This window comes from Varunaivibrio sulfuroxidans (assembly GCF_029318635.1).
Classification (GTDB): domain Bacteria; phylum Pseudomonadota; class Alphaproteobacteria; order Rhodospirillales; family Magnetovibrionaceae; genus Varunaivibrio; species Varunaivibrio sulfuroxidans.
Genome location: NZ_CP119676.1, coordinates 1256941 through 1281618, shown reverse-complemented (window position 1 = coordinate 1281618; position 24678 = coordinate 1256941). Strand labels below are relative to the sequence as shown.

The following is a 24678-nucleotide window of genomic DNA, read 5'->3' as shown; positions in this document are numbered from 1 at the left end:
CCTTAGCGTAGACTGGTCAAGGTGCCCATCATGTCGTCCGAGGTCTGAATCACCTTGGAGTTCATTTCATAGGCGCGCTGGGCGGAAATCAGATTGGAGATTTCCTCCACGGCATTGACGTTGGAGGTTTCCAGGAAACCCTGCAGGATCGAGCCATAACCCGACGACGCCGGAGTGCCGATGGTGGCATTGCCCGATGCCGGGGTTTCCAGGTACAGGTTCGAGCCGATCGCCTGAAGGCCCGGTTCGTTGGCGAAGTTGGCGGTTTGGATTTGGCCGACGTTTTGTAACGCGACTTGGCCTTCAATTTTGGCCAGAACCTCGCCCGAGGCGTTGATGCTGACATCGACCGCGTTGCTGGGCACCGTCAGGTTGGGTTGCAGCAGGTAGCCGTCGTGGGTGACGATCTGGCCCTGGGCGTTCAACTGGAAGGTGCCGTCCCGGGTGTAGGCGGTGTCGCCGTTGGGCATCTGGACCTGGAAAAAACCCTTGCCCTGAATGGCGAGGTCGAACGTGTTGTCGGTCGCCGTCAGGTTGCCTTGTTCGTGGATGCGGTAGACCGCCGCCAATTTCACGCCGAGGCCGATTTGCACCCCCGACGGAACGATGGTTCCGGCGTCCGACGAGGTCGAACCGGCGCGGCGCAGGTTTTGGTACAACAGATCCTGAAACTCGGTGCGTCGGCGCATGTACGCGGTGGTGTTCATGTTGGCCAGGTTGTTGGACACCACTTCGACGTTGCGTTGCTGGGCTTCCATGCCGGTGGCGGCGATACTTAAGGATCTCATCGGTTCCGTTCCTTGCTTCTGTCTTTCGCGTGCGGTCGAACCGCGCGTCACGAAGATGTTGGGTTAACGGCCGGGCGCTACGGCCATCGGCGCGTTACGCCACCTGCTGGTTGGCCATGTCCTGGATCATTTTGCGAATACGGTCGTCTTCGCGCGAGATCATCTTGTTGACACTTTCGTAGGCGCGTTGAACCTGGATCATGCGCGTCATTTCGACAATCGGCTGGACGTTCGATTGTTCCAGCATGCCCTGTTCGACCCGAGCCTGGGTGGCGGGGGTCGGCGGTTGCGTCGCACTGAACATTTGTCCGGGCTCGCGTTTCAGCATCCGAGGGTTGGCGAACGAAGCCAGGGCCAATTTTCCCAGAGGTCCGTTCTCCGTGGAGACCGAACCATCGGTGGCGATGGTGATATGGGCGTCTTGAGGGCTGAAGAAAATCGGCTGTCCGCCTTCCGCCAGCACGGGATCGCCTTGATTGGTGACCAGCTGTCCGCCGTTGTCGATGGTGAAGCTTCCGTTGCGGGTGTAGCGTTCTCCGGCGGCGGTGCGGATCGTGAAATAACCGTCGCCGTGGAGCGCAAGGTCCAAGGCGTTGCCGGTTTTTTGAAACGCGCCTTCGGAGAAATCGTTGTAGGTCGCGACATCACGCACAAAGGATAGTTTTCGTTCGCCGCGAAAGCCGTTGTCGCTCTGGTTGCGCTCCAGATGTTCGACAAACATCATTTTTTCGCTCTTGAACCCCGTGGTGTTCATATTGGCGATATTGTTGGCGATCGTGTCCAGCTTTCGGCGTAAGACGCTTTGGCTCGACAAAGCGATCATTGATGTCGTTTCCATGTTTCCCGTTCCCGATCTTGCGTCGTTTTTTCAGTGTTGTTTTTTTAGCGATTTTTTTGATCATCGGTTTTTCCGGTCGTAAAGTTTGATTAAGGCCGGATAATGTTCGATGACGGGTTCAAATATGCATAAGGCATGCCACAAATTTATGTGTTGAATATCATGATGTTGTGATGTTTTTGAAGATGAGGAATAGGAAGCGATCATTGGTGAGGGGCATCCTTTGCCCGGCAGCTTTTTCCGGGACGCCGGCGATCGGGTCTTTTTGCGCGCAGGACCTCAAGGGATTGAAAAAAAAGACTTCAACCAGTTATTAACCATCCGGCGATATCGTGGTCAGGGTCGGTTTGTCCGTGCATCCCCGTGCGGGTGCTGATAAAAATCGAAACACGCCTATATTTCATAGGCGCACGCTGGACGGGGGCGCACGCTGGACGGGGGGCGCATGCCAGATGGGCCTCCGCACGTACCGCGCTTTTGAACTTTTTCGGGTGAGACCATGGCCGACGACGAACTGGACGAAGACATCGAAGGCGACATTCCTGAGGATGATGAAGGCGAGCGCGACGGCGCGGAGGGGGCGCGTAAAAAAAAGCGCCTCCTGATTATTATCGTGGCGGTGCTCTTGTTGGTGATCGGGGGGGTGACGGCGGCGTATTTTACCGGCCTGTTGCAGCCGGTCATCGATATGCTGGGCGGATCGAAGACGCAATCGAAGCAAGACGCCCCGCCTAAGGTGGCCGGCGACGTGACGTTCATGGACCTCGATGAGATTTTGGTGAACCTCAACACCGGGGGACGAAAATCGACGTTCCTGAAAATCAGGGTCACCTTGGAATTGAACAACGCCAAGGATTTACCGCGCATTCAAGAGCTCATGCCCCGCGTGATCGACAATTTTCAGGTCTATCTGCGCGAGCTGCGGATTGAAGATTTAAAGGGATCGGAAGGCATGTATCGATTGCGCGAGGAATTGCTGAAAAGGGTCAACGCCGCGATTGCGCCGGCCAAGGTCAACGACGTTTTGTTTAAGGAAATGCTCGTTCAGTAGGGCTGCCTCGGGCAGTAGAGGCCCCTCGGGCAGTAGAGGCTCTCGGGGGTAAGTTCATGCCTCCTCTTTCTTTCCTCGCTGTGGGGCGAGAAAAGGTAAGGCCGCGGATGGAAAGATGGATATGGGTCGATATCGATGACAGCTCCGGGTGATGAAGAAGTCGATCAGGACGCCATGGCCGCCGCGTGGGAATCGGCTATGGGCGGTGACGACGGCGGTGACGGCGGCGGTGGCGACGGCGATGACGGCGACGATCTGGCCGCGGAATGGGCGGCGATGCTCGAAGGCGACAGCGGCGGCGATGGCGGCGGCGGCGGCGGCGGCGGGGCGTCAACCGCGCGGGAGTCGACGCGCGTCCTCAATCAGGATGAAATCGACTCTCTTCTTGGGTTTGACGACGATCTAGACGACACCGATCACCGTTCGGGTATTCAAGCGATCTTGAATAGCGCCCTGGTGTCCTATGAGCGTTTACCCATGCTTGAGGTCGTGTTCGACCGGCTGGTGCGCTTGATGTCCACCTCGCTGCGCAATTTTACCTCCGACAACGTCGAGGTGTCCCTCGACAACATCTCGTCCATCCGTTTCGGCGATTATCTCAATTCCATTCCCCTGCCGGCGATGCTCAGCGTGTTCAAGGCCGAGGAATGGGATAACTACGGCCTGTTGACGGTCGATTCTTCGCTGATTTACTCGATCGTCGATGTGTTGCTGGGCGGGCGGCGCGGCACCGCGGCGATGCGTATCGAAGGGCGGCCCTACACCACGATCGAGCGTTCCTTGGTCGAACGCATGGTCCATGTCATGCTCTCCGATTTATCGGGGTCGTTCGAACCGCTCTCTCCGGTGACGTTCCGTTTCGATCGACTGGAGACCAACCCGCGATTCGCCACCATTTCACGGCCCTCCAACGCCGCCATTGTCGCGCGATTGCGCATTGACATGGAAGACCGAGGGGGCCAAATGGAATTATTGCTCCCCTATGCGACGCTAGAGCCGGTTCGCGAATTGTTGTTGCAGATGTTCATGGGAGAGAAATTTGGCCGCGATTCGATTTGGGAAACCCACCTCGCCGAAGAACTGTGGATGACCGACGTCGAACTGGAGGCCGTTTTAGATACCCAGACCATGAGTCTGGGCGAGGTCTTTGATCTCAAGGTTGGATCGCACATCATGCTGGGGGCCGGACCGGAATCTTCGGTGGCCCTGCAATGCGGCGATGTGACGATGTATACCGGGAAAATGGGGCGCAAGGGTGATCAAATCGCCATACGTATCGAAGGACGATATGAAAAACCCAAGAGTTAGAAGACGTCCGTGCAATGGGCCGCTTGTCGGGGAAGAGCACCCGCCACGCCCCGATCCGGCCCACCGCTCCGGTGAGCGGTTTTTCGTCGTGGGCCGAAAATGAGGGTACTATGCCGTTTTCCTTGATATTGGATGTTACCGTGGCGGTTCTCCTGGTGGTGACGATCGGCTATGCGATCGTGTTGAATGGGAAACTGTCACGACTGCGCAATGATCGTGTCGAATTGGAGTCGCTGGGCGAAACGTTCTCGGCGTCCGTTTTGCGCACGGAACAGGGACTTCGTCGCCTGAAACAGACGGCCGAAGATTTGCAGGATAATATTACGAAGGCCGAGTCCCTGCGTGAGGATTTGGCGTATTTGATAGATCGCGGCGGCGTGGCGGCGGACCTTCTGGTGGAGCAGGTCCGCCAGTCTCGCGGCGCGCCAGGGGGTGAAAAGGTCGAAGGGGCTGAAAAGACCGCAAAAAGGGCGTCTTCCGGGGGGGGATTCGCCGTGCGTGAAGACGGCGGCGACGCTGCGTGGCGAAAACGAGATCGAGATCGAGACAAAGCGAGCGATAAAACGGACGACACGGCGAGAGAGGCAAGCTCCGATGCCGAACGGGAGTTGCTCAAGGCGTTGCGTTCCGTGCGTTAGGATGCGCGGAAATTATGGCCGTCGAGGAATCTCGATTGTCGGTTGTGGTTAAGGTTGCGAGGTGCGTGACATGTCGAAAATACGGTTTCTTCCGGTGATGATTTTTGCCGCGGCCCTTATGTTGACGGTGCGCGTAGGCAACATCTGGAACGATGTCGGCGGCCTCTTGAGCGGCGGCGTTAGCGTTACGCCCGCCGCGGCGCAAACCCCGGCGGGACAGCCCCCGGCGGGACAAAACGCGCCGCCCGCGCCGGCCACGCCCGGGGCGGGCGCGCCGCCGGTCGATCCCTTGGCTAAACCCTTGCCGGCGCCGGTCCGCGATAAGCAGGCGATCGCCGCGCGCATGCTCAGCGACGATCCCACGTTGCTGACTCAATCGGAAATTGATTTGTTACAAAAATTAGCGGCCCGGCGCGAAGCTTTGGACAAGCGCGCGCAGGAAATTCAGATGCGCGCGGGACTGCTGAAAGCCGCCGAAAAAAGGATTGATAAGAAAGTTACTGATTTCAAAATCTTGAAGTCTACGATTGAGGGCCTAATTAAGAAATACGACGAACAGCAAACAACCAAGCTGCAGAGTTTGGTTAAAATATACGAAAACATGAAGCCTAAGGACGCGGCGCGAATTTTCGAAAAGTTGGATATGGATACTCTATTGTTGGTCGCGGAGCGTATGAAGGAGCGGAAATTGGCGCCGGTTATGGCAAAAATGAACCCGGATAAGGCGCGCGAAGTCACGGTGCAGTTGGCGCGATTGCGCAATCTCCCCGTTCCGGGCCGCCCCCCGGGGGGGTGAGCCGACGGGGTTTTGAACCAAGATCGGACTCGGGCGAGGAATGATAAAGAATGATTAAGGCTTGCGAAGTTTAGCATGCTGAATTACCTAATGAATTAACATAAATTACGCGGCGTGACGATCGACGGGTATTGAGTGATTTTTTTTTTGAGACCGTAAGGACGGTCAATGACGGAGTGTTAGGATGGCTGTCGACAAAAATATGAATGTGCTTATCGTGGACGATTACAAGACGATGCTCCGCATTATCCGTAATCTTCTGCGCCAACTCGGCTTTGAAAACGTCGAGGAGGCGACGGATGGCACCATGGCCTTCGAAAAGATGAAGGACGGAAATTTCGGCCTTGTCATCTCTGACTGGAACATGGAGCCGATGACCGGTATTGAACTTCTGCGCAAGGTACGCGCCGATGACAAATTCAAGCATACGCCGTTTATCATGGTGACTGCGGAAAGCAAATCGGAGAACGTGATCGCGGCGAAGGAAGCCGGGGTTTCCAACTATATCGTGAAACCTTTCAACGCCGACACGCTGAAGTCGAAGATGGTCAGCGTTCTCGGAGAATTCTAGGGGGGAGCATGGCCGCGGGGAAAAAAAAGGCCAAGGCGAAGGATGCGTCCGGGGACGGCTCTCCGGATTTGGCGGCGCCGTCATCGGTCTCGACCGTCGGTCGTGGCGATGGGGTTTTTTTGAATATTGATGTCGAGCGTCAGAAAATCCTGTTCGATGAACTGGAGGACCTGGCCTTATATATCCGTACGGCAAAGCAGGAAATCGCCCGGCTGCGCCCCGACGAGGTCACGGAAGAATATCTTCCCGCCGCGACCGACGAACTGGACGCTATCGTTAAAGCCACCGCCGAGGCCACCAATACGATCATGGATGCGGTGGAGGTTGTCGAAAACGTGATGGGGGAAGTAGCCGACGACCCCTCCAAGCGCTTGATGGAAGCGACGACGCACATATACGAAGCGTGTAGCTTCCAAGACATCACGGGACAAAGAATTGGTAAGGTCGTCACCACCTTGAAGCATATCGAGGAAAAAATAGATGCCCTGGTCGAGGCTTTCGGCGATGAAATTAGCCTGATTAAGAAAAACATGCCGGAAGAGAAGAGCGCCGACGGACTCGTAACGGACAAAGATCTTCTCGAGGGCCCACAGCTTGGCGACGCCGCCAAAAGCCAGTCCGAGATCGATGATCTTTTGGCCGGCTTTGATTAGGTCATGGACGATTTTGACGCGAGCGCGCAACCCGACCCGGATAGCGGGGATAACACCGTCGCCCTTTTCCTCGGTCTTTATCTCGTCGTTCTCGCTTTCTTTATCCTGCTGGTCACCATCTCCACCCTGGAGGAGACCAAAACGCGTCGGGTGATGAACAGCCTGTCCTCCACCTTCACGACCCTGATTCCCCCGACCGCGGATCTTCAAGCTTTTCAGGCTAAGGATGGCGACGTTCTTGCCGGTCAGCAATTTCAGCAACAGGTCACCGGAATTTTCGCCACCGCCATGCAGGTGACGAAGGTCGAAATTGTGCAGCCGGGGCGGATCATGCGCATGAGCATGGCCGCCAACAGTCTTTTTTTCGACGGTCAGGCGAAGATACGTCCGGCCGTTTTGCCTTTGCTCGACCGGACCGTGGCCGCCCTATCCGCCCGCCCTCCGGGCGTGCGCTTCGATATGGAATTCGTGATTGACACCCCCTATGCCGGAGCGAACAAAACCATGCCGATTACCGAAACGCTGCCCTCGGCGCGCGCCGGCGCGTTCGCCCGCGAAATGTTGTCGCGTGGGGCGCCGCCCGACAGTATCGCCGTGGGCATGAAGCCGAGTACGGGGAACGATGTGACGATCTGGTTTTACACGCGCGATATCGCAGCGAGCAGGTTGAAGTTCCCCGTGCAGAAAAAGGACGCGAAAAAACCCTGAGCGTGACGTTCATGTCGAACGGGCGACTCCATGCTCCATGGGGGCATGGGGGATGCTTGTTGCGGCCTGGTATAAGGGTGTCATACGATCAGAATTAAGGTATCACGGCTTTAGGAATAAACCGGAGCATGGGTGCTTCGAGAAGGCCGCAGGACGACATTGGGCGCGTGAGCTATGGACGAAGACGATATCGGATACGATGGAGCCCCGAAAAACGCCTGGATGCTAACGTTCGCCGATCTGGTGTCGTTGATGCTGACGTTTTTCGTTTTGCTGTTTTCCATGTCGTCGGTCAAGGTCGATAAATGGGACGCCATGATCGACACCATGACCCAGTCTCTCAACCCCGATAAGGTCAAGACGGTGGCGGCGGCGACGTCACAGTTCAATATCGGAACGATTTTCCGTAAACGTGCGACCAATTTGGATTATTTGGCGGGCGTCCTCGACGAGGCCATGGCCCAAGATAAGTTGTTGTCCAAGGCGCAACTGATGCGCCTGGACGACCGCTTGGTCATCACGTTGCCGAGCGATCTTTTGTTCCCCGCGGGCAAGGCCTTGATGCCCGCCGAGGCCCGTCGCGCCCTATTCGACTTGGGAGGCGTGCTGCGTAATATCTCCAATCAGATCGGCGTTAACGGCCATTCCGATCCGGCCCCACCGGCCCGGGGCGGGGAATATACCTCCAACTGGGAACTGTCGCTTGCTCGCGCCGCCGCGGTGGCCAACGCCCTCAGGCGTTCGGGGTATAGTGAGGATATCGTGGCTTTTGGCTATTCGGATAGTCGTTATAACCAATTGCCCAAGCTGCCCGACGCCGAGCGACGTAAACTCGCGCGTCGCGTGGATATCGTTATTTTCCCGACCGTTGGTGAAGGCTGATGGCGCGCGTCGCCGCGCCGCCGCCACGTCCGGGCCTTTTCGCGGCGCGGGGTTTCAGGGTGTTTTTGGCGTTTTTGGCGTGTTGGGGCGTCTTGACCACCGGCATGGGGGTCGCGCATGCCGAGACGGTGCGCGTCCGCGCCGACGCCCATGACGGTTACGGTCGGATCACGTTCGTCTGGCCGCAACCGGTCGGTCATACCGTGCGGCGCACTGGTAATGATGTCGTGGTCCAGTTTTCCCGCAAAATCGAAGGCGACCTGACGCCGATCGTCCGGCGTTTGGGGAAATATGTCCGCAGCGCTCGGATCAATAGCGACGGATTTTCCGTAACCCTGGCTTTGACGCGCGCCTTCGCTCACCGCGATTTCGATTCGGCGAATATGATCGTCGTCGATCTTATCGACGGTTCGGCCCAGTCTCGAACGCCGACAGGACAAGGCTCGGCGGCGGCGAAGACCACGGCGCTCAAGGTGCGCACCGGCATTCATCCGGGATACAGCCGGATCGTGTTCGATTGGCCGAGGACGGTAGCGCATCGGGTCGAGGTCAACGGCGGTCGGGCGCGCATTGTTTTCGGCGCTCCGGCGACGATTGCGCTGGGGCCTCTTCAGGGTGGGCGCTTACCTTATGTATTGGGGGCGGAGAGCCGGCCGACGGCCGACGGCGTCACGGTTGACCTCAAGGTGCCGCCGGGGGCCACGGTGAAATCGTTTGTCGTGGGAACGAAGATCGTCGTCGATGTTCTAAAGCCGAACGGCGCGGCCACGACCCCAACATCGGTCCAGTCCCCGGCGCAACCTCCGGCGCGGCTCACCCCGCCCCGCCCCCCGCCCCGCCCCCGCCCCCGCCCCCGCCCCGCCCCGCGCAGAGCGCAGAGCCGCCGTCGCCCGCCGCCGCGCCCCGCACCCCGTTGCGGGGCCGGTCGCCCTGACGCCGCCGCAACAGACCCCGCCCGCGGCGGGTGGGCAGGCGGCGAACGGACAAAGCGCACCGTCGCTGTTTTCCCAAGGAGAGGCGCCGGCGATCGAATTCAAGGCGCGTGCGATCAAAGACAGCGCGAATTCGGTGACTTTGCGCTTCGATTGGACGGAGCCGGTCGGCGCCGCCGTTTTTCGCCGGGCGGGAAATGTTTGGGCTGTTTTCGACAAGCCGGTCAAGTTCAACGTCGCCGATCTGAAGGCCGCGGGCGGCAATATTATCAAGGACATCGCGCAAGTGCCGTCGAGCCGGGGCGCGGTGCTGCGGATGAACCTCGTCCAGGGGGTCAATCCGGCGCTGAGCCGGGAGGGTTTCTCCTGGATGATGACCTTCAAGAAACAAACTATTCCGCCGCCGACATTGATCGAAAGCGCGGCGCAACCCAATTCACCGCTTGGCGCGCGGATATTTCTCAGCGTTCCCGGTTCGGGGACGCCGGTCGCGTTTACCGATTCCACGGTCGGCGATACCCTGGTGGCGATTCCGGTTATTCCATTGGGGCATGGCGTCGGGCGGGCATACAGCTATCCCCAGGTGCGTTTGTTGCCGACGGTGCAGGGTATCGTTGTTCAGCCTCTCGTCGATGATTTGCGCATCCGTTCACTGCGTCAGGGCGTTGAATTGACCAGCGTGTCCAGTTTGTATCTTTCCCCGGTTACCCCGGAACAAGCGGCCGGGTTGAAGTTGGGCGCGATTGATGCGAAGCCGCTCAGCAAGGTTCTCGACCTCTCCCGCTGGGGACGCCCCGACGATGTGGCGGTGCTCAAGACGAAACACAAATTGCTCGCCGACGTTTCCGCCGCACCGACGCCCCAGAGCCTAGAGAAGGCGCGCCTTAATCTGGCGCGGTTTTTCTTCGCTAACGGCTTTAACCCCGAGGCGCTCGGTATCGTCGAGTTGGTCGCCCAGACGCGGCCGAAGATCGCCGATGAACCTAACTTTCTCCTTCTACGCGGGGCGATCAGGGTCATGATGGGGCGCGATCGAGAAGCCCAGGCCGACCTCGACAACCCGCTCCTCAAAGGCATTGACGAGGCGACATTTTGGCGCGCCGCGCTGCTGGCCGGCGAAGACCATTTGGCCGTCGCCGCGCCCGACCTACGCCATACCGGGGCGCTCGTTAAATCGTACCCCAAGGCCCTTAAAATGCCGCTCGGCACATTGGTGAGCGAGGCTGATGTCGAAATGGGCGACGCCAAACAGGCGGCGCAGTATCTTGAGGCGCTCAACGCCGACAAGCCGTCGAAAATCGAAAAGGCGCGCCTGGATTATGTCGATGGCAAACTGAAGGAACTGTCGGGTAAGTTTGACGCCGCGGTGAAGGAATGGGAAAAGGTCGAGGAAAGCCGCAACCGCCCGGCGCGCGCCCAGGCCGCCGTGGCGCGCACCGAACTGTTGTTGCGTGAAAAAAAGTACACCACCCAACAGGCGATCGACGAACTTGAAAAACTGCGTTTCGCCTGGCGCGGCGATGATTTCGAATTTCGCCTCTTGCGCCGCTTGGGGAACCTGTATTTGAGCATCGGAAAATACCGCCAGGGACTGCGCACCTTGCGCCAAGCGGTCACCCATTTTCGCGACAATCCCGAGGCCGCCGCGGTAACCAAAAAGATGGCCGAGGTCTTCGACCAACTGTATTTGGGCGGGCGCGCCGACGCTCTGGCCCCGGTGACGGCGATCGCTCTTTATGATGAATTTCGCGAGCTGACGCCGCCCGGCGCACGCGGCGACGAAATGATCCGCAAATTAGCGGACCGCCTGGTCGGGGTCGATCTGCTCGACCGCGCCGCGGCGCTGCTGGAGAGCCAAGTGGATTTTCGCCTCAGCGGCGCGCAGCTGGAGCGGGTCGGTGCGCGTTTGGCGCTGATTTACATTATGAACAAGGAATATGACAAAGCCCTCGCGGCGCTGAAAAAATCGGCGAATACGGCGGGGAGCGCCGAGTTGGGCCTGGAGCGCACCCGGTTGCAAGCCCACGCGTTGATGGGGCTGGGCCGGACCCAGGAGGCCTTGAATCTTTTGAAGGATGACAAAAGTTTCCGTGCCGATCAGTTGCGCATGGAGATTTACTGGCGAACCAAGGATTGGAAGGGCGCCGCGCGGGCGATCAAAAATCTGGTCCGCCTTTCCGGGGCGAAACCGCGCAAGCCGTTGAACGAGGAGCAAAGCCGCTATGTTCTGGCATTGGCCGTCGCCGAGACCCTGAGTTCCAACGAGCGGGCGGTGGCCATTTTGCGCGCCGATTTCGGCTCTGTCATGGCGAAAACGCCGTTTAAGGACGCGTTCTCGTTGATCACCTCGCCGCCCAATCAGGGCCTGATCGATTATCGGCGGATGAACGCCATGGTCGGTACCGTCGATAGTTTTCAGGGATTCTTGAATTCCTATCTTGAGCGCTTGAAGAAGGGCGACCTGAGCGCGATCTTCTAATTCACGCGCGATGTTCTTACGTATTCCCGGTCCATCGTTTTTTTACTTGATTGGAGAACGCGAAAGCCTTAAGTACCGCGCTCTGTGTTGACAAAAATCCGGGACATGTCCCACTGATTTGGAAGGGGAGGTATCATGCTTCGCTCTACCCTGGCCGAATTGGCGCCTGAGTGCACGCAATCGGCGTGCGGAACGGAAGATTTCGCCAAAAACAATGCGGTGGAAACCCACGGCGACGCCGGCGCGCATTTGTATTCCGTGGTTGACAATACCAAGGACTATTTCGTCGAGAAGGACGGCATGCGCTTCGCCGGCACCCATATTCTCGTCGAATTGTGGGGCGGCAGCAGACTCGACGATCCCGAATTGATCGATGAAACCTTGCGCCGGGGCGCGGTGGACGCCGGGGCCAGCATCCTGCACTCGCACATGCATCATTTTACCCCCAACGGCGGGGTTTCCGGGGTCGTGGTTCTGGCGGAATCGCACATCTCGATCCACACTTGGCCCGAGCGCGATTACGCCGCGATCGACGTCTTCATGTGCGGCGCATGCAATCCCCATGACGCCCTGGAGGCGATTCGCCAGGTCTTCACGCCCGAGAAATTGGACGTCACCGAATATCGCCGGGGAATTATCGAGTGAGACGCTTTGACGAGACCTTGCACCGGGGATACCGTCAGTCCTTCGATATTCAGAGCGTTCTTTTCGAAGATAAAACGGAGCATCAACACCTGTTGATCTTCGAAACCCCCGAGCTTGGCCGCGTGATGACCCTGGACGGCATCGTCCAGGTCACCGAGCGGGATGAATTCGTCTATCACGAGATGATGGCGCACGTTCCCCTGTTCGCCCTGGCCGCACCCAAGGAAGTCTTGATCATCGGTGGCGGCGACGGCGGCGTGCTGCGCGAGGCGCTGCGCCACCGGGGCCTCGAACGCGTCACCATGGTCGAACTGGATCGCACGGTGATCGACCTCAGCCGCGAATACATGCCGGCCATTAGCGCCGGCGCCTTCGACGATGCGCGCACCGACCTGGTGATCGGCGACGGTCTGGATTATGTCGCCACGAGCCAACGGCGCTTCGACGTCATCATCGTCGATTCGACTGATCCCATCGGCCCCGGCGAGGTGCTGTTCACCGAGAAATTCTACGCCGATTGCAAACGTTGCCTGAAGCCGAGCGGCATCGTGGCGACGCAAAACGGCGTGCCCTTTTTCCAGCCCGACGAGGTTACCCACACCTACCGGCGCATGGGACGCGCGTTTGCGGCCCCGGGATTTTACGTCATCGCCATGCCGACCTACGTCGGCGGCTTCATGACCCTGGGGTGGGGGTGCGATGAACCAGAGCGGGCCGACACTCCGCTGGAAACCCTGACGGCGCGTTTCCGGGACGCGGGACTAACCATGCGCTACTATACGCCGGAACTCCATCGCGCCGCCTTCGCCCTGCCGCAGTACGTCCGCGACCTGATGGTGTGATCTCTCCGCCGCGCTTAAACGGGGTTGTCGCAGAGCGCGAAGACCCGTAAACGGTGGCCATCGGGATCGCCGGCGACGAACGTCAGGCCGAAGTTGAGAACCGTCGGGGTCTGCGCTAAAGAACCTTTCCCGCGCCCTTGTGACGCTCGAACGCTACCTATGCCTCGTGCGGGTCGGTCGGCATCTCTCCAGGTCTCGGCGGCGCGAAAGCGGATCGTGCGGGGGAGGCGCGCGCGGCGAAAGCCTTGGCGTCGAGCGAAAGGCGCCCACCGGCGTCAACGGAAGAAAAAGCCGGACCGCCCCCTTTGTCGGGCGGTCCGGCGGAAAGAAATCCCGGACGGTGGCGTCGCCACCATCCGGGGCGCCGTTAGGCCGGGGGCGATCACGCCTATCCCTTGATGGGGATTTTCTTCGCTTGGGTTTTCGGTTTGTCCAATTTGGCCATCGTGATGGTCAGGACGCCCTTCGCGAAGCTGGCGCTGACGTGATCCTGATCGGCGTTGTCGGGGATCGGGAAGGTGCGCAGCACCGATCCGTAGTGACGTTCCAGAAGATGATAATCATCGCGGTCTTCCCGGGTTTCGCTTTTCTTTTCTCCGGCGATGCGCAGGACCCCGTCATCGACGGTGACCTCGACGTCGGACCCGTCCATGCCGGGCAGCTCGGCGGTGATGCGATACTCATGCTCCCGCTCGACGATGTCGGTGTGGGGGAGCATCTTGTCGCCGCTGGAGAACACGTCGCCGATCTTGTGCAGGGGGTCGGTCTCGAACGCCTTGCGCGAGAAGGGGCCGAAGGAAAACCCCGTGAAGAAGTTATCGAACAGGTGATCGACTTCCTCGCGTAACGTCAACAGGGGGTGTTGAACTTTCTTTCCCTCGGAGGGTCGGGTGACCTTCACCGTTTCCTCGGGGGCAGTCTTCTTGACGGGAGTGGACATAACGAACCTCCTTTCGTGCAAAAGGGAAAATGCGCGGCGAAAGCTCCGCGCCGGGTCCGAAATTTTGACTTCTCTACAGGTCGAATTCTAACAAATTCAGCGGTCACATGCGACCGCTATCGCGGAAAGTCCGCCATGCATTGTGCGCAATGGTTGTGGATGTCTCGGGGGGCGGTCAACCGCCGTAACTGCGCACCAGACTGCCGACGATCAGGTACCAGCCATCGACCAGGACGAAAAAAATGAGCTTGAACGGCAACGCCACGATGACCGGCGGCAACATCATCATCCCCATCGCCATCAGGATCGAGGCGACCACCATGTCGATGACGAGAAATGGGATGAAGATCAGAAATCCGATTTCGAACGCCCGGCGCAGTTCGCTGATCATGAACGCCGGGACGAGCACGCGCAGCGGCGGGTTTTCGCCGACCTGCTGGTCGCTGAGCCCCGCCATATCGATGAATAGCGCCAAATCCTGCTCGCGGACGTGTTTTTTCATGAACGTTTCGAAGGGAATGACGGTGCGGTTGAAGGCCTCGGTTTGGTCGATGTCGCCGTTGATCAAGGGCTGAACCCCGGTATCCCATGCGGTTTGGAAGGTCGGCATCATGATGAAGGCGGTGAGGAACATCGCCAGGCTGACCAGAACTTGGTTGGGGGGGGTCTGCTGGGTTCCCAGCGCGGTGCGCAGGAACGACAGCACGATGATGATCCGGGTGAACGAGGTCACCATGATCAAGATGCCGGGGGCTAGGCTGAGGACGGTGAGCAGCAGGATCAGCTGGATGATGTAGCTGGTGGTCGAGCCTCCGGCGTTGGGGCCAAGGTTCAAATTGAGGCTCTGCGCCCAGGCGTCGGCGGGCGCGACGAGCGCGCCCAGCACAAGCGCGGCCCCGCCCATGGCGGCGAGGAGCAAAAGCGGTAAGGCGCGGCGCGCATTCACGATAACGGCCCTCCCGCGTTCGCGGCGTTCCGGGCGTCGTTGGGCAGGGAGGTTTGCCCCGTTCCGGAGGCGGCGACGCTCGGCGATGGGGCGGGCGCGCTTTCCAGAACGGTTTCCGTGCTTGCGCCCAGCAAAACGAGATGTTCGCGATCGTCTCGGCGGACCAGGACCAAACGACGTTTGGAGTCGAGGGGCAGCACTTCGAGAAGTTTCAGCCGCCGGGCGCGCCGTGCGACGACGGGGGCGGCCCCGGCGAAACCGTACCGACGCGCCAATCCGGCCAGCCCTACGATCAGGGCGACGACGAAAACCAGGGCGAGGGCGAAACGAAGGTAGTTTGTCGGTTCCATGAAAACTCGATATTAGCCGGCGACGCCAAGGGAGGCGTCATTATTGGTTCAGGTGTGCGTGTCGTCAACATCGACGCTGGGTTTGGGGTCGGGTTCGGGTTCGGGTTCGGGATGGTCTCCGGCGTCCGTATCGTCATCGCCGGGTGGGGCGTTTTTCTCGGCGGGTTGCGCGTGCGGTCGTCCGTAGGCCTGAGTGTAAGCCTGGGCCGCCTCGCGGTGGGGCAACGCCGATAGCGCCGCGCCGAATTGCGCCTCCAGTTTGCTTTGTGCGTCGTCAACTTCGCCGAGCAGGCCTTCGAGGACGCCGCGCGCCGCGTCCCGGCTATTCTCGGGGAGCGCTTTGGCCTGCTCGCACAAGTTTCTGATCTTAACCTCGATCTGGGTCAGGTCAACGAGACGCCCCTCGGCCATCAGGCGGCGTGACGTGGCGAGCAGCATGCGCACTTTTTCGGCGGCCTCGTCAAAATCAGTGGGTTTGTCAAAAGATGAAGGGGGGTGTGGTTCCGTCATTGTTCGTCCTTGCGCCGAGGAGAGGTTTTCCCTTCGTCGTCGTTTTGCCGCGCGCCGTCGATGTTCCCGGCGGCGTCCCGTGCGCTCGGCCCCCCCTCCAATTCGTCGAGACGATCGTTGGCGCGGTACACATACACCAGAATTTCGGCGACCGCGGCGAAGGCTTCCAGGGGAATTTCGCTGTCGATGTCGATCACGCTCAGGATCTGGGCGAGATCGGCGTCCTTACGCACCTTGATTCCGCGATCGAAGGCGATTTGTAGAATTTGCTCGGCGATATGCCCGCGTCCCCCGGCGACCACTTTGGGCGCGCGCGCGTCCCCGGGGTCGTATTTCAAAGCGACCGCGATGGCGTCTTTCAGCGCGCCCGCGGATGCATCGGCGCGCACATCCTCGGGCGCACCCTTGGGCGCATCTTGGCGGGGGGGCGTGCGATCGTTCGGCCTGCTCAACGGTTCCATCCATTCCCCGAGATTGTTTCGCGCCTTCTGTTCCGAGCGCCTATGGTACAAATTACATGGGGTCCTTTAATATTCGTTTAATGATCGATGGGTAATGACCGATGGGGCGATGGCCCGGCGTAAAAATAAAGACTCATTTTGAATCAACGCGTTACTTTGAAACAGTTTTTTGAAGGCGTGATTCAATGAATCTTAAGATTTGCCGGTCACCATAACACACTTAGTATTGAGCGCGCCGCCCGTGGAGTACGTCGAGGTGGAGTGCGACTGCGGAAAAGTGGGAAGCCTGGCGAAAAGGGCCCGTGGGGCGCGTGCGATTTTGGATCGGTGGAGGTCATGGATTTTAACAAGTTCACCCTGTTCGGCGCGATCAAGGGGCGCATGGACTGGCTTGCCCGCCGTCAGGAGTTGTTGTCGCAAAACATCGCCAACGCCGACACGCCGGGATACAAGCCCCACGACCTGAAGCCGTTCAGCTTCAAGGATATGGTGCAGCGTCAGCAGTTGCCCCCGCTTAATATGGAGGTGACCAATAACCAACATCTGGGCGGCGAGCGTAAGGCCGTATCCCCTTTTCGCGAGGTCGTCGATACAAAGCCTTATGAAACCGCCCCCGACGGCAACGCCGTGGTGTTGGAAGAACAGATGGCCAAGGTCAACGAAACGGCGATCCAGCATCGCCTGACCACGGAGCTTTATCGCAAAAACCTGGGGCTTATTCGTATCGCTATCGGCAAGGGCCGTTAGGCGGCGCGCGGTGGCGTAAGGGCCGCGTGAAGTCGCCGAGGAATGGACATTGAGCATGGATGATCTTCTGAAAACACTGCGCATTTCGTCATCGGGCATGAAGGCCCAGGGCACGCGGTTGCGCGTTATCTCGGAAAATATCGCCAATGCGTCGTCGCTGCCCAAGGGACCGGGCGAATTGCCGTATCGCCGCAAAATTGTGACATTCCGCAATCAATTGGACCGCGCCACCGGAATCGACACCGTGCGTGTCGATAGGGTGACGCGGGACCGTTCCGATTTCGGGCGACGCTATGATCCGTCCCATCCCGCGGCCGACGCCAACGGTTATGTGTTGACGCCGAACGTCAATTCCCTGATCGAAATGATGGACATGCGCGAGGCGCAGCGGTCCTACGAGGCCAATTTGAATGTTTTAAAAACGTCCAAGGGGATGTTGCAGGAAACGATTGGGTTGCTGCGTTAATCGCGCCGCCTGAAAAAAGGAGAACGTCATGGCCGTAACCGGAGCCGGAACGATCGCCAACGCGATTAACGCATACACGCAAACGGCGCGCTCGGCGTCATCGGGGACGTCGGGACCGTCGGGGGGGATTTCTCCGTCGGCGGACAAGCCCAAGGACGGCACTTTCGCCTCTCTGGTCAAAGGCGCGATCGATCAGGCCGTCCAGATCGGACAAAAAGGCGAGCAAGCCTCGATCGCGGCGATCCGCGACCGCGCCGACGTCACCCAGGTTGTCACTGCCGTTTCGGAAGCCGAATTGACCTTGCAGACCGTCGTCTCGGTGCGCGATAAGGTGGTCGATGCGTACAAGGAAATTTTGCGCATGCCGATCTGATCCGGCGCCAACCCGTGCGCCGTGCGCGCCCGACCACAAGGGGCCGGCTCAAGTCACTGGTCCAAGTCGTTGGCCCAAGTCGTTGGCCCAAGTCGTCGGCCCAAGTCGTCGGTTGGGGGGGGCGTTCCTCGTTCTCTGGCGGTCGCTTTTTTTTTAGCTCTTTCACCACAAACGGGCGGGGCGATATGTTAAAACGCCGAAATTGAGGGCTGAGGTTGGGCCATGAATGAAGTTGACGTTCTCGAAATCGCCCGCGAGGGCATGTGGGTCGTGATTCAAACGGCGGGTCCGATCATGTTGGCGGGGTTGCTGATCGGCCTTGTGATCGCGCTGTTTCAGGCCTTGACCACGATTCAAGAAATGACCTTGACCTTCGTTCCCAAAATTCTGGTGATTTTTCTCGCCTTGATCATTTTCATGCCGTTCATGATGACCACCGTGATCGAGTTCGCCCAACGCTTGTACGGCCGTATCGCGACATTGGGTTGACGGGGGGGCGATGCTCCAGGAACTCCTCAACACCAACATTTTTGATTTTCTGCTGATCTTTACCCGCGTCGGCTCGGCGATGGGCGTGATGCCGGGTTTTTCCGCACCTTACGTCAGTCTGCGCGCGCGGCTGATTTTGGCGTTAACCGTCAGTTTCGCCATGATGCCGATGATCGCCCCCCATCTGCCGGCGATGCCCGCGGCCCCGGCCAACTTGGCCCTGCTGCTGGGTGGGGAGGCCATCGTCGGCCTGTTCCTGGGGCTGATCCCTTTTATTTTGATGGCGGCGCTGCAAACGGCGGGAACGGTGTTTTCGTTCGTCTCCTCGCTCAGCAACGCCTTTGTCGTCGATCCCGTGGTCGAACAGCAAAGTTCTATTTTATCGTCTTTCATGGGAATTACCGCGATCACGCTGATTTTCGTCACCAACCTTCATTATTGGATGCTTAGCGCCATCGTCGATAGCTACACGTTGTTCGTGCCCGGGCAGGTTTTACCCTGGGGAGACATGGCGCAAACCATGGGTCGGGTGACGATGGATAGTTTCGCCTTGGGCATACAGTTGTCCTCGCCGTTGCTGGTGGCGGGGCTGGCCTATTATATCGGTTTGGGGTTGTTGGGCCGTTTGATGCCGCAGTTGCCGGTATTCTTTTTCGGCCTGCCCGTTCAGGTAACGATGCAGATTTCATTGTTAATGATCACGATCTCGGGGATTATGCTTGTCTTCCTGCGGCACTTCCAGGATGGCCTCACGCGGTTTCTTTCCCCGTGAGCGCGGAGACCCCGAAGCATGGCGTCGGTGCGCGGCGTATCGCGGTTAGAGGCGGGTAATGGCAGAAGAAGACGATTCGCAAAAAACCGAAGACCCGACGGACCGAAAACTGTCCAACGCCCGGGAGAAGGGGCAGGTCGGCTCGTCCCAGGAAGTCAAAAGTGCGATGATCATCCTGGGTGGGGCGTTGTCCCTGGCCGTTTTGGCGCCCTGGATGGCGCGCAACGTCAAAGACGTGATCACGGTGTTTATCGCCCAGCCCGACGCCTTTTCGGTCAATCTATTCGATTTGCGCACGCTCATGACGAACGTTCTCGAGCGCCTGGGGTGGATTGTCGCGCCGGTATTCGGCGGCCTGTTTGTCCTGGCGATTTTCGCCAGCGTGGCGCAAACCGGACTGCTGATCGCGCCGTCGAAACTGGCGCCGGAACTGTCTAAAATTTCCCTTTTAAAGGGCGCGACGCGGATGTTTTCGACCCGCTCCCTGGTCGAGTTCGTCAAGGGTGTGATCAAACTGATCATCGTTTCGCTGGTGGCGTTCGGATTGACCATCCCGCTCATGCAGGACGTCAGGCTGATGGCGGACTACGACATGGTGGCGATCTTGGATCGCATTCATAAGATTTCCGTTATGCTTGCGGTCGGCACCCTGGGGGTCATGGTGGCGATTTCGGTGCTCGATTTTTTCTATCAAAAGTTTGAATTCACCAAAAGCATGAAAATGTCCAAGCAGGAGGTGAAGGACGAACACAAGCAAAGCGAGGGCGATCCTCAGATCAAGGCGCGGATCAGGCGGATTCGCGCCGAGCGGGCCAATCAACGCATGATGTCCGCCGTGCCCGAGGCCGACGTGGTGGTGACCAACCCGACCCATTACGCGGTGGCGATGTCCTACTCCATGGAGTCCATGAGCGCCCCCAGGGTGGTCGCGAAGGGGGTCGATACGCTGGCCTTTAGAATTCGTGATGTGGCCAAGGCGAACGACGTGCCGGTGGTCGAAAATCCACCGCTCGCGCGCGCCCTGTACGCGGCCGTCGAACTTGACGAAGAAATCCCGGCGGAGCATTACAATGCGGTGGCCGAGGTGATCGGTTATGTCATGCGGCTAAAAGGGAAAATACCGAGTGCCTGAACAACCGACCTTTCCCGCGCCTCCGATTGCGGACCAACAAGGCGACGGCGTGCGTGACGCGGACCCGCGGCGTTCGGGCGTGGTCGGTGACGGGGCCGGTGACGGGGCCGGGATCGGCGATGGACCCGCGACGGATTCCCAGACTGTTCCCCGAACCGCCTCTGATGATCTTCCCGAAGGACTTCGCGGCGCCTCCGAAGAAAAACGCCCGCCGCGAAGCGTCCCGCCGATCCTGACGCCCCGGCGCAGGGCGGGTTTTTTTCGCGCGCCGGCCCCGTATCTCCTGATTTTCGTTTTGGCCGCCGTGGCGGCGGGTGGGTTCGGTTTTTTCGTTCCCGCCGGCGGGCCGCTCGGCGATCCCGTGAGATGGCTCGCCGGCGCGGCCCTGCTCGGCTTGGCGGGCCTGTTTGGCGTTGCTTACGGGCTTTATAATCAACGCCGGGAGGGAGACCTGTCCGGGCTTTTTCTCGAAGCGGTGTCATCCTCTCCCGAGGGCGTAATGCTGGCGCGGATCGGCGGAGCGACGACGTTCGCCAACCCGGCGTTTGTCGATCTATGCCGGCGTCTCGGCGGGGCGACCTCCATGGCCACTATTCAAGACGCGCTGGACGGTGGCGACGCCGTGATCGAGGAATTTTCCCACTTCATGCGCGCCGCCTACGACGGGGTTCCGGGGCATGTCGAAGTCCCCCTTAAAGGCGCGGACGGCGAACGCTTATGGTATCACATCGACGCGCGCGTCTTCGCCGAGCGGCGCGACCACGTGGCGTGGAGCGTGCGCGACGTGACCGCGCGCCGCGAGTTGGAGGAAGTCCGCCGCCGCGAGGGTGAATTGCTCGCCGATTTGTTGGACAATCTTCCGGTCGGTTTTTTCTCCGTCGATGGGGCGGGGAAAATGATTTTCGCGAATATGGTGTTGGCGCAGTGGCTGGGACAGTCCTTCGAGGAAATGCGCAGGCAAGGACGATCTTTTTCCGATTACGTCATCGCCTCGGGGGGGTACGATGCGGATGAGGAGGGCGCCGAGACCGAAAGCGGGGGCGACGTCGCCCACGGCGAGGTGACGCTGCTCAGTAAAATGGGCGACAATTTCAAGGCCTTTTTACTCCAAAACGCACGGGCGGACGATGCGGGCGACATGCTCTACAGCCGCTCGGTGGTGCTGCGCGACGTCACCTGGACCGGCGCGGGGGATAACCGCGACGATCGCGATGTCCGCCGCGCCGCGCAAAAAGTGCGCTGGCTGTTCGATGAGGCCCCGGTGGGGATCGTGTTGATCGATCTATCGGGCAATGTCACCGAGGCCAATCGCGCCTTTTTGAATTTGATCGGAAAACACCGCGATGACGTTTGCGGGCGGGCCTTTTCCGAACGCTTGGCGATGGAGGATCGTAACGACGTCGCCGGGCAATTGTCCAAGGTGGTGATGGGAATCTCGCGCGCGGCGCATCTCGAAGTGCACATGCCGGCTTCGGCCAACCGCGAGGTGGTGGCCTCGCTATACGCCTCGAAGATGGAGGACGCGGCGGGCGACGTCTCGGGCCTGGTCCTGCATTTCATCGACACCACCGAACAAAAACACCTGGAGGTGCAATTCACCCAGTCGCAGAAAATGCAGGCGATCGGACAACTCGCGGGGGGGGTCGCGCACGATTTCAACAATCTTCTGACGGCGATGATCGGATTTTCCGATCTGCTGTTGACCCGCCATGGGCCGGACGATCCATCCTTCGCCGATGTTATGCAAATTCGTAACAACGCCTTGCGGGCGACAGGCTTGGTACGCCATTTGTTGGCCTTTTCGCGCAAACAGACCTTGAAACCCCAGATGATCGACCTCAGCGAGGTGCTGGCCGAACTGTCCAATACCTTGCTCGATCGTCTGCTTGGCCCGACCATCGATTTACAGTTCGAGCATAGCCGCGACCTGTGGCCGGTGCGCGCCGACAAGGGGCAGTTCGAACAGGTTATCATCAACCTCGCCGTCAACGCTCGCGACGCCATGCCGGGTGGGGGGACGCTGACCGTACGCACCGCCAACCGATCCTTGGGCGAGGCCATTCAGCGTGGTCACGAGGTGGTCCCCCCCGGCGAGTATGTCGTGGTCGATGTGATGGATACCGGAGTCGGCATCGCTAAGGAAAACATGGAACGCATTTTCGAGCCGTTCTTCACCACCAAGGACGTCGGCGAGGGCACCGGGCTGGGGTTGTCCACGGTGTACGGCATCGTTCATCAGACGGGAGGCTTTTTGCTGCTCGACAGCGCCCCCGGCGAAGGCACGGTGTTTTCGATTTACCTGCCGCGCGCCAGGGATGATGCGCCGGCGCTCGATCGTTATCGTGCGGGGACGACGAGCGGGACCGGAGGGCAAGGCGCGCGCGACGGCGACGATGAAAAGGCCGGCGCGGCCGGAGAAAGCCTCCCCTCCACCCCGGTCGAACCCGACCTGACCGGCTCGGCGACGGTGTTGCTGGTCGAGGATGAGGACGCGGTGCGCATGTTCGCGGCCCAGGCCCTCAGGAATAAAGGCTACCACGTGATCGACACCGAAAACGGCGAGGCTGCGCTGGACGCCATCAACGTCGCCGAACGCCCGCTCGACCTCATTATTTCGGATGTCGTGATGCCGGGCATGGATGGCCCGACGCTGGTCCAGCTGGTGCGCCAGGAACTGCCCGACATCAAGGTCATACTCATTTCCGGTTATGCCGAGGATGTCACCCCCGGCGGCATCACGGCTCAGGGCGACATCCATTTCCTGGCCAAGCCGTTCACGCTGAAGGCTCTGGCGGGCAAGGTCAAGGACGTCCTCGACGGCGCCTGACCGCCGTCGTGGCGAACGTGCGCCGCGTCGGAGGGCAGCTTTTTCCCACATTGAATTCATCTTACGAGGGGGGCGCAAAAAAATCATGAACCAAAACGGAACATACCCATAAAAATTATTGTATATCAATAAGTTAAAATATGCGCTTGCGCATAAGAACAAAACGTGTACATTTATGAGCGTTGCATCCATCATACCCTTATGGAATAAGTGAGGCCGGATCATGTCACAAAGCGCGCTACGACTCGTTGAAAAGGACACCATGGATAAGAATAAGGCTCTGGAAGCCGCCGTTGGGCAAATTGAACGGGCCTTTGGCAAGGGGTCGGTCATGCGATTGGGACAGCGTGAAACGGTCGAGGCGGACGCCATCTCGACCGGATCCTTGGGACTGGATATCGCCCTGGGCATCGGTGGATTGCCGCGTGGGCGCATTATCGAAATTTACGGCCCGGAAAGCTCGGGCAAGACCACGCTCGCTCTGCACGCGGTGGCCGAAGCACAGAAAAAAGGCGGCACCTGCGCCTTTATCGACGCCGAACACGCACTCGATCCGTCTTACGCCGTCAAATTGGGGGTAGATATCAACGATTTGCTGATTTCCCAACCCGACGGTGGCGAGCAGGCGCTGGAAATCGCCGATACCCTGGTGCGTTCGGGGGCGATCGACATCCTGGTCGTCGATAGCGTCGCCGCGCTGGTGCCCCGCGCCGAATTGGAAGGGGAGATGGGCGACCATCACGTCGGTCTGCAGGCGCGCCTGATGAGCCAGGCCTTGCGCAAGCTGACCGGGTCGGTGTCGCGGTCGAACACGATGATTATCTTCATCAATCAGATACGCATGAAGATCGGCGTCATGTTCGGCAACCCGGAAACCACCACGGGGGGCAACGCCCTCAAGTTCTATTCCTCGGTGCGTCTGGAAATCCGCCGTATCGGCGCGCTTAAGGATCGCGATGAAATCGTCGGCAACCAAACCCGGGTCAAGGTGGTCAAGAACAAGCTGGCGCCGCCGTTCAAGGTTGTCGAGTTCGATATCATGTACGGTGAAGGCGTCTCCAAGATGGGCGAATTGCTCGACTTTGGCGTCAAGGCGGGATTGGTCGAGAAATCCGGCTCGTGGTTTTCTTATTCCTCCGAGAGAATCGGTCAGGGTCGGGAAAACGCCAAGACCTATCTGCGCGAGCATCCCGAGATGGCCCAAGAGATCGAGACTAAAATCCGCGCCAACGCCGGCTTGATCGCCGACGAAATGATGATCGGCTCCCCCGACGGCGATGGCGACACCCCGCCCGAGGCATAACCGTCCCGTCACCCGCTCGCGGACTTTACCGATCGCGCCCGCGGACGACGGTACACGAATGACATTATAAAGTCCCTCCGGCGCAAAGCCCCTCCGGCGCGTCGGGGGGCTTTTTGTCTCGTCGCCCATCTCCTATCCCTCATCCCCAGCCTCCAGCCCCCATCCCTCATTCCCCATCCCCATCCTCCATCCCCATCCCCTGGTCCGTGGGTCTGTCGGGGCGCCGAGGCC

The 24678-nt window shown here is 59.5% G+C and carries 27 protein-coding genes; 19 read left to right on the top strand and 8 right to left on the bottom strand.

Features of this window, described 5'->3' with window-relative positions; translation table 11 throughout:
* Window positions 1–2 precede the first annotated feature (2 nt).
* Window positions 3–788 (bottom strand): flagellar basal-body rod protein FlgG, encoded by a 786-nt coding sequence (flgG, locus tag P3M64_RS06010; RefSeq protein WP_132938756.1) that lies wholly within the window; start codon window positions 786–788, stop codon window positions 3–5.
* A 94-nt stretch (window positions 789–882) separates the two neighbouring features.
* On the bottom strand, window positions 883–1611 hold the full coding sequence (gene flgF / locus P3M64_RS06005) for a flagellar basal-body rod protein FlgF (RefSeq protein WP_243644747.1): 729 nt from the start codon (window positions 1609–1611) through the stop codon (window positions 883–885).
* 514 nt (window positions 1612–2125) lie between these two features.
* Here flgF and P3M64_RS06000 point away from each other — a divergent pair.
* The 8 genes from P3M64_RS06000 (at window position 2126) to P3M64_RS05965 (ending at window position 8233) form a co-directional block, all read left to right on the top strand.
* Complete coding sequence (locus tag P3M64_RS06000) at window positions 2126–2677, top strand: flagellar basal body-associated FliL family protein (protein WP_207893137.1); 552 nt, start codon at window positions 2126–2128, stop codon at window positions 2675–2677.
* Window positions 2678–2812: 135 nt separating this feature from the next.
* Window positions 2813–3985, top strand: coding sequence for a flagellar motor switch protein FliM (gene fliM, locus P3M64_RS05995; protein ID WP_132938758.1), 1173 nt, complete (start codon window positions 2813–2815; stop codon window positions 3983–3985).
* 110 nt (window positions 3986–4095) lie between these two features.
* Window positions 4096–4623: a DUF6468 domain-containing protein gene (locus tag P3M64_RS05990; RefSeq protein WP_132938759.1), complete on the top strand. Its 528-nt coding sequence runs from the start codon at window positions 4096–4098 to the stop codon at window positions 4621–4623.
* 70 nt (window positions 4624–4693) lie between these two features.
* Complete coding sequence (locus tag P3M64_RS05985) at window positions 4694–5419, top strand: MotE family protein (RefSeq protein ID WP_132938760.1); 726 nt, start codon at window positions 4694–4696, stop codon at window positions 5417–5419.
* 184 nt (window positions 5420–5603) lie between these two features.
* Window positions 5604–5990 (top strand): chemotaxis response regulator CheY, encoded by a 387-nt coding sequence (locus P3M64_RS05980; RefSeq protein WP_132938761.1) that lies wholly within the window; start codon window positions 5604–5606, stop codon window positions 5988–5990.
* A gap of 8 nt (window positions 5991–5998) precedes the next feature.
* On the top strand, window positions 5999–6643 hold the full coding sequence (locus tag P3M64_RS05975; protein WP_132938762.1) for a protein phosphatase CheZ: 645 nt from the start codon (window positions 5999–6001) through the stop codon (window positions 6641–6643).
* A gap of 3 nt (window positions 6644–6646) precedes the next feature.
* The gene (locus P3M64_RS05970; protein WP_132938763.1) at window positions 6647–7351 is read left to right on the top strand and encodes a flagellar motor protein MotB; all 705 of its coding nucleotides are present in this window, start codon (window positions 6647–6649) and stop codon (window positions 7349–7351) included.
* Between the two features lie 174 nt (window positions 7352–7525).
* Window positions 7526–8233 carry an OmpA/MotB family protein gene (locus P3M64_RS05965; protein ID WP_132938764.1) on the top strand — a complete coding sequence of 236 codons (708 nt, stop codon included), beginning with the start codon at window positions 7526–7528 and terminating at the stop codon, window positions 8231–8233.
* Between the two features lie 628 nt (window positions 8234–8861).
* On the opposite strand, the gene P3M64_RS05960 is transcribed toward P3M64_RS05965, so the two are convergent.
* Window positions 8862–9050, bottom strand: a complete 189-nt coding sequence (locus P3M64_RS05960; protein ID WP_276157066.1) for a hypothetical protein — start codon at window positions 9048–9050, stop codon at window positions 8862–8864.
* 251 nt (window positions 9051–9301) lie between these two features.
* Here P3M64_RS05960 and P3M64_RS05955 point away from each other — a divergent pair, with 251 nt between their 5' ends.
* The 3 genes from P3M64_RS05955 to speE all read left to right on the top strand — a co-directional run bounded on the left by P3M64_RS05955 (window position 9302) and on the right by speE (window position 13131).
* Window positions 9302–11644: a tetratricopeptide repeat protein gene (locus P3M64_RS05955; RefSeq protein WP_276157065.1), complete on the top strand. Its 2343-nt coding sequence runs from the start codon at window positions 9302–9304 to the stop codon at window positions 11642–11644.
* Between the two features lie 135 nt (window positions 11645–11779).
* Complete coding sequence (gene speD / locus P3M64_RS05950) at window positions 11780–12289, top strand: adenosylmethionine decarboxylase (protein WP_132938766.1); 510 nt, start codon at window positions 11780–11782, stop codon at window positions 12287–12289.
* Window positions 12286–13131: a polyamine aminopropyltransferase gene (gene speE / locus P3M64_RS05945; RefSeq protein WP_132938767.1), complete on the top strand. Its 846-nt coding sequence runs from the start codon at window positions 12286–12288 to the stop codon at window positions 13129–13131. Before speD ends, speE begins: the two co-directional genes overlap by 4 nt.
* A gap of 388 nt (window positions 13132–13519) precedes the next feature.
* Here speE and P3M64_RS05940 read toward each other — a convergent pair whose 3' ends face one another.
* The 5 genes from P3M64_RS05940 to P3M64_RS05920 all read right to left on the bottom strand — a co-directional run bounded on the left by P3M64_RS05940 (window position 13520) and on the right by P3M64_RS05920 (window position 16329).
* Window positions 13520–14071: an Hsp20/alpha crystallin family protein gene (locus P3M64_RS05940; RefSeq protein WP_132938768.1), complete on the bottom strand. Its 552-nt coding sequence runs from the start codon at window positions 14069–14071 to the stop codon at window positions 13520–13522.
* 175 nt (window positions 14072–14246) lie between these two features.
* Window positions 14247–14975, bottom strand: coding sequence for a flagellar type III secretion system pore protein FliP (fliP, locus tag P3M64_RS05935; RefSeq protein ID WP_132938900.1), 729 nt, complete (start codon window positions 14973–14975; stop codon window positions 14247–14249).
* A 38-nt stretch (window positions 14976–15013) separates the two neighbouring features.
* Window positions 15014–15367, bottom strand: coding sequence for a FliO/MopB family protein (locus P3M64_RS05930; RefSeq protein WP_132938769.1), 354 nt, complete (start codon window positions 15365–15367; stop codon window positions 15014–15016).
* A 48-nt stretch (window positions 15368–15415) separates the two neighbouring features.
* Window positions 15416–15877 (bottom strand): hypothetical protein, encoded by a 462-nt coding sequence (locus P3M64_RS05925; RefSeq protein WP_132938770.1) that lies wholly within the window; start codon window positions 15875–15877, stop codon window positions 15416–15418.
* Window positions 15874–16329, bottom strand: a complete 456-nt coding sequence (locus P3M64_RS05920; protein ID WP_322111139.1) for an EscU/YscU/HrcU family type III secretion system export apparatus switch protein — start codon at window positions 16327–16329, stop codon at window positions 15874–15876. The genes P3M64_RS05925 and P3M64_RS05920 overlap by 4 nt, the downstream gene beginning before the upstream one ends.
* A 345-nt stretch (window positions 16330–16674) precedes the next feature.
* Here P3M64_RS05920 and flgB point away from each other — a divergent pair, with 345 nt between their 5' ends.
* The 8 genes from flgB (at window position 16675) to recA (ending at window position 24447) form a co-directional block, all read left to right on the top strand.
* Window positions 16675–17085: a flagellar basal body rod protein FlgB gene (gene flgB, locus P3M64_RS05915; protein ID WP_132938772.1), complete on the top strand. Its 411-nt coding sequence runs from the start codon at window positions 16675–16677 to the stop codon at window positions 17083–17085.
* 55 nt (window positions 17086–17140) lie between these two features.
* Entirely contained in the window at window positions 17141–17551 is a 411-nt protein-coding gene (gene flgC / locus P3M64_RS05910) for a flagellar basal body rod protein FlgC (RefSeq protein ID WP_132938773.1), read from the top strand.
* Between the two features lie 28 nt (window positions 17552–17579).
* Window positions 17580–17924, top strand: coding sequence for a flagellar hook-basal body complex protein FliE (locus tag P3M64_RS05905; RefSeq protein WP_132938774.1), 345 nt, complete (start codon window positions 17580–17582; stop codon window positions 17922–17924).
* 222 nt (window positions 17925–18146) lie between these two features.
* Entirely contained in the window at window positions 18147–18413 is a 267-nt protein-coding gene (fliQ, locus tag P3M64_RS05900; protein WP_132938775.1) for a flagellar biosynthesis protein FliQ, read from the top strand.
* 10 nt (window positions 18414–18423) lie between these two features.
* Entirely contained in the window at window positions 18424–19185 is a 762-nt protein-coding gene (locus P3M64_RS05895; RefSeq protein WP_132938776.1) for a flagellar biosynthetic protein FliR, read from the top strand.
* A 58-nt stretch (window positions 19186–19243) separates the two neighbouring features.
* Complete coding sequence (flhB, locus tag P3M64_RS05890) at window positions 19244–20317, top strand: flagellar biosynthesis protein FlhB (RefSeq protein WP_132938777.1); 1074 nt, start codon at window positions 19244–19246, stop codon at window positions 20315–20317.
* On the top strand, window positions 20310–23144 hold the full coding sequence (locus P3M64_RS05885; protein WP_132938778.1) for a PAS domain-containing hybrid sensor histidine kinase/response regulator: 2835 nt from the start codon (window positions 20310–20312) through the stop codon (window positions 23142–23144). The genes flhB and P3M64_RS05885 overlap by 8 nt, the downstream gene beginning before the upstream one ends.
* 223 nt (window positions 23145–23367) lie before the next feature.
* Window positions 23368–24447 (top strand): recombinase RecA, encoded by a 1080-nt coding sequence (gene recA / locus P3M64_RS05880; RefSeq protein WP_132938779.1) that lies wholly within the window; start codon window positions 23368–23370, stop codon window positions 24445–24447.
* Window positions 24448–24678: the final 231 nt, after the last annotated feature.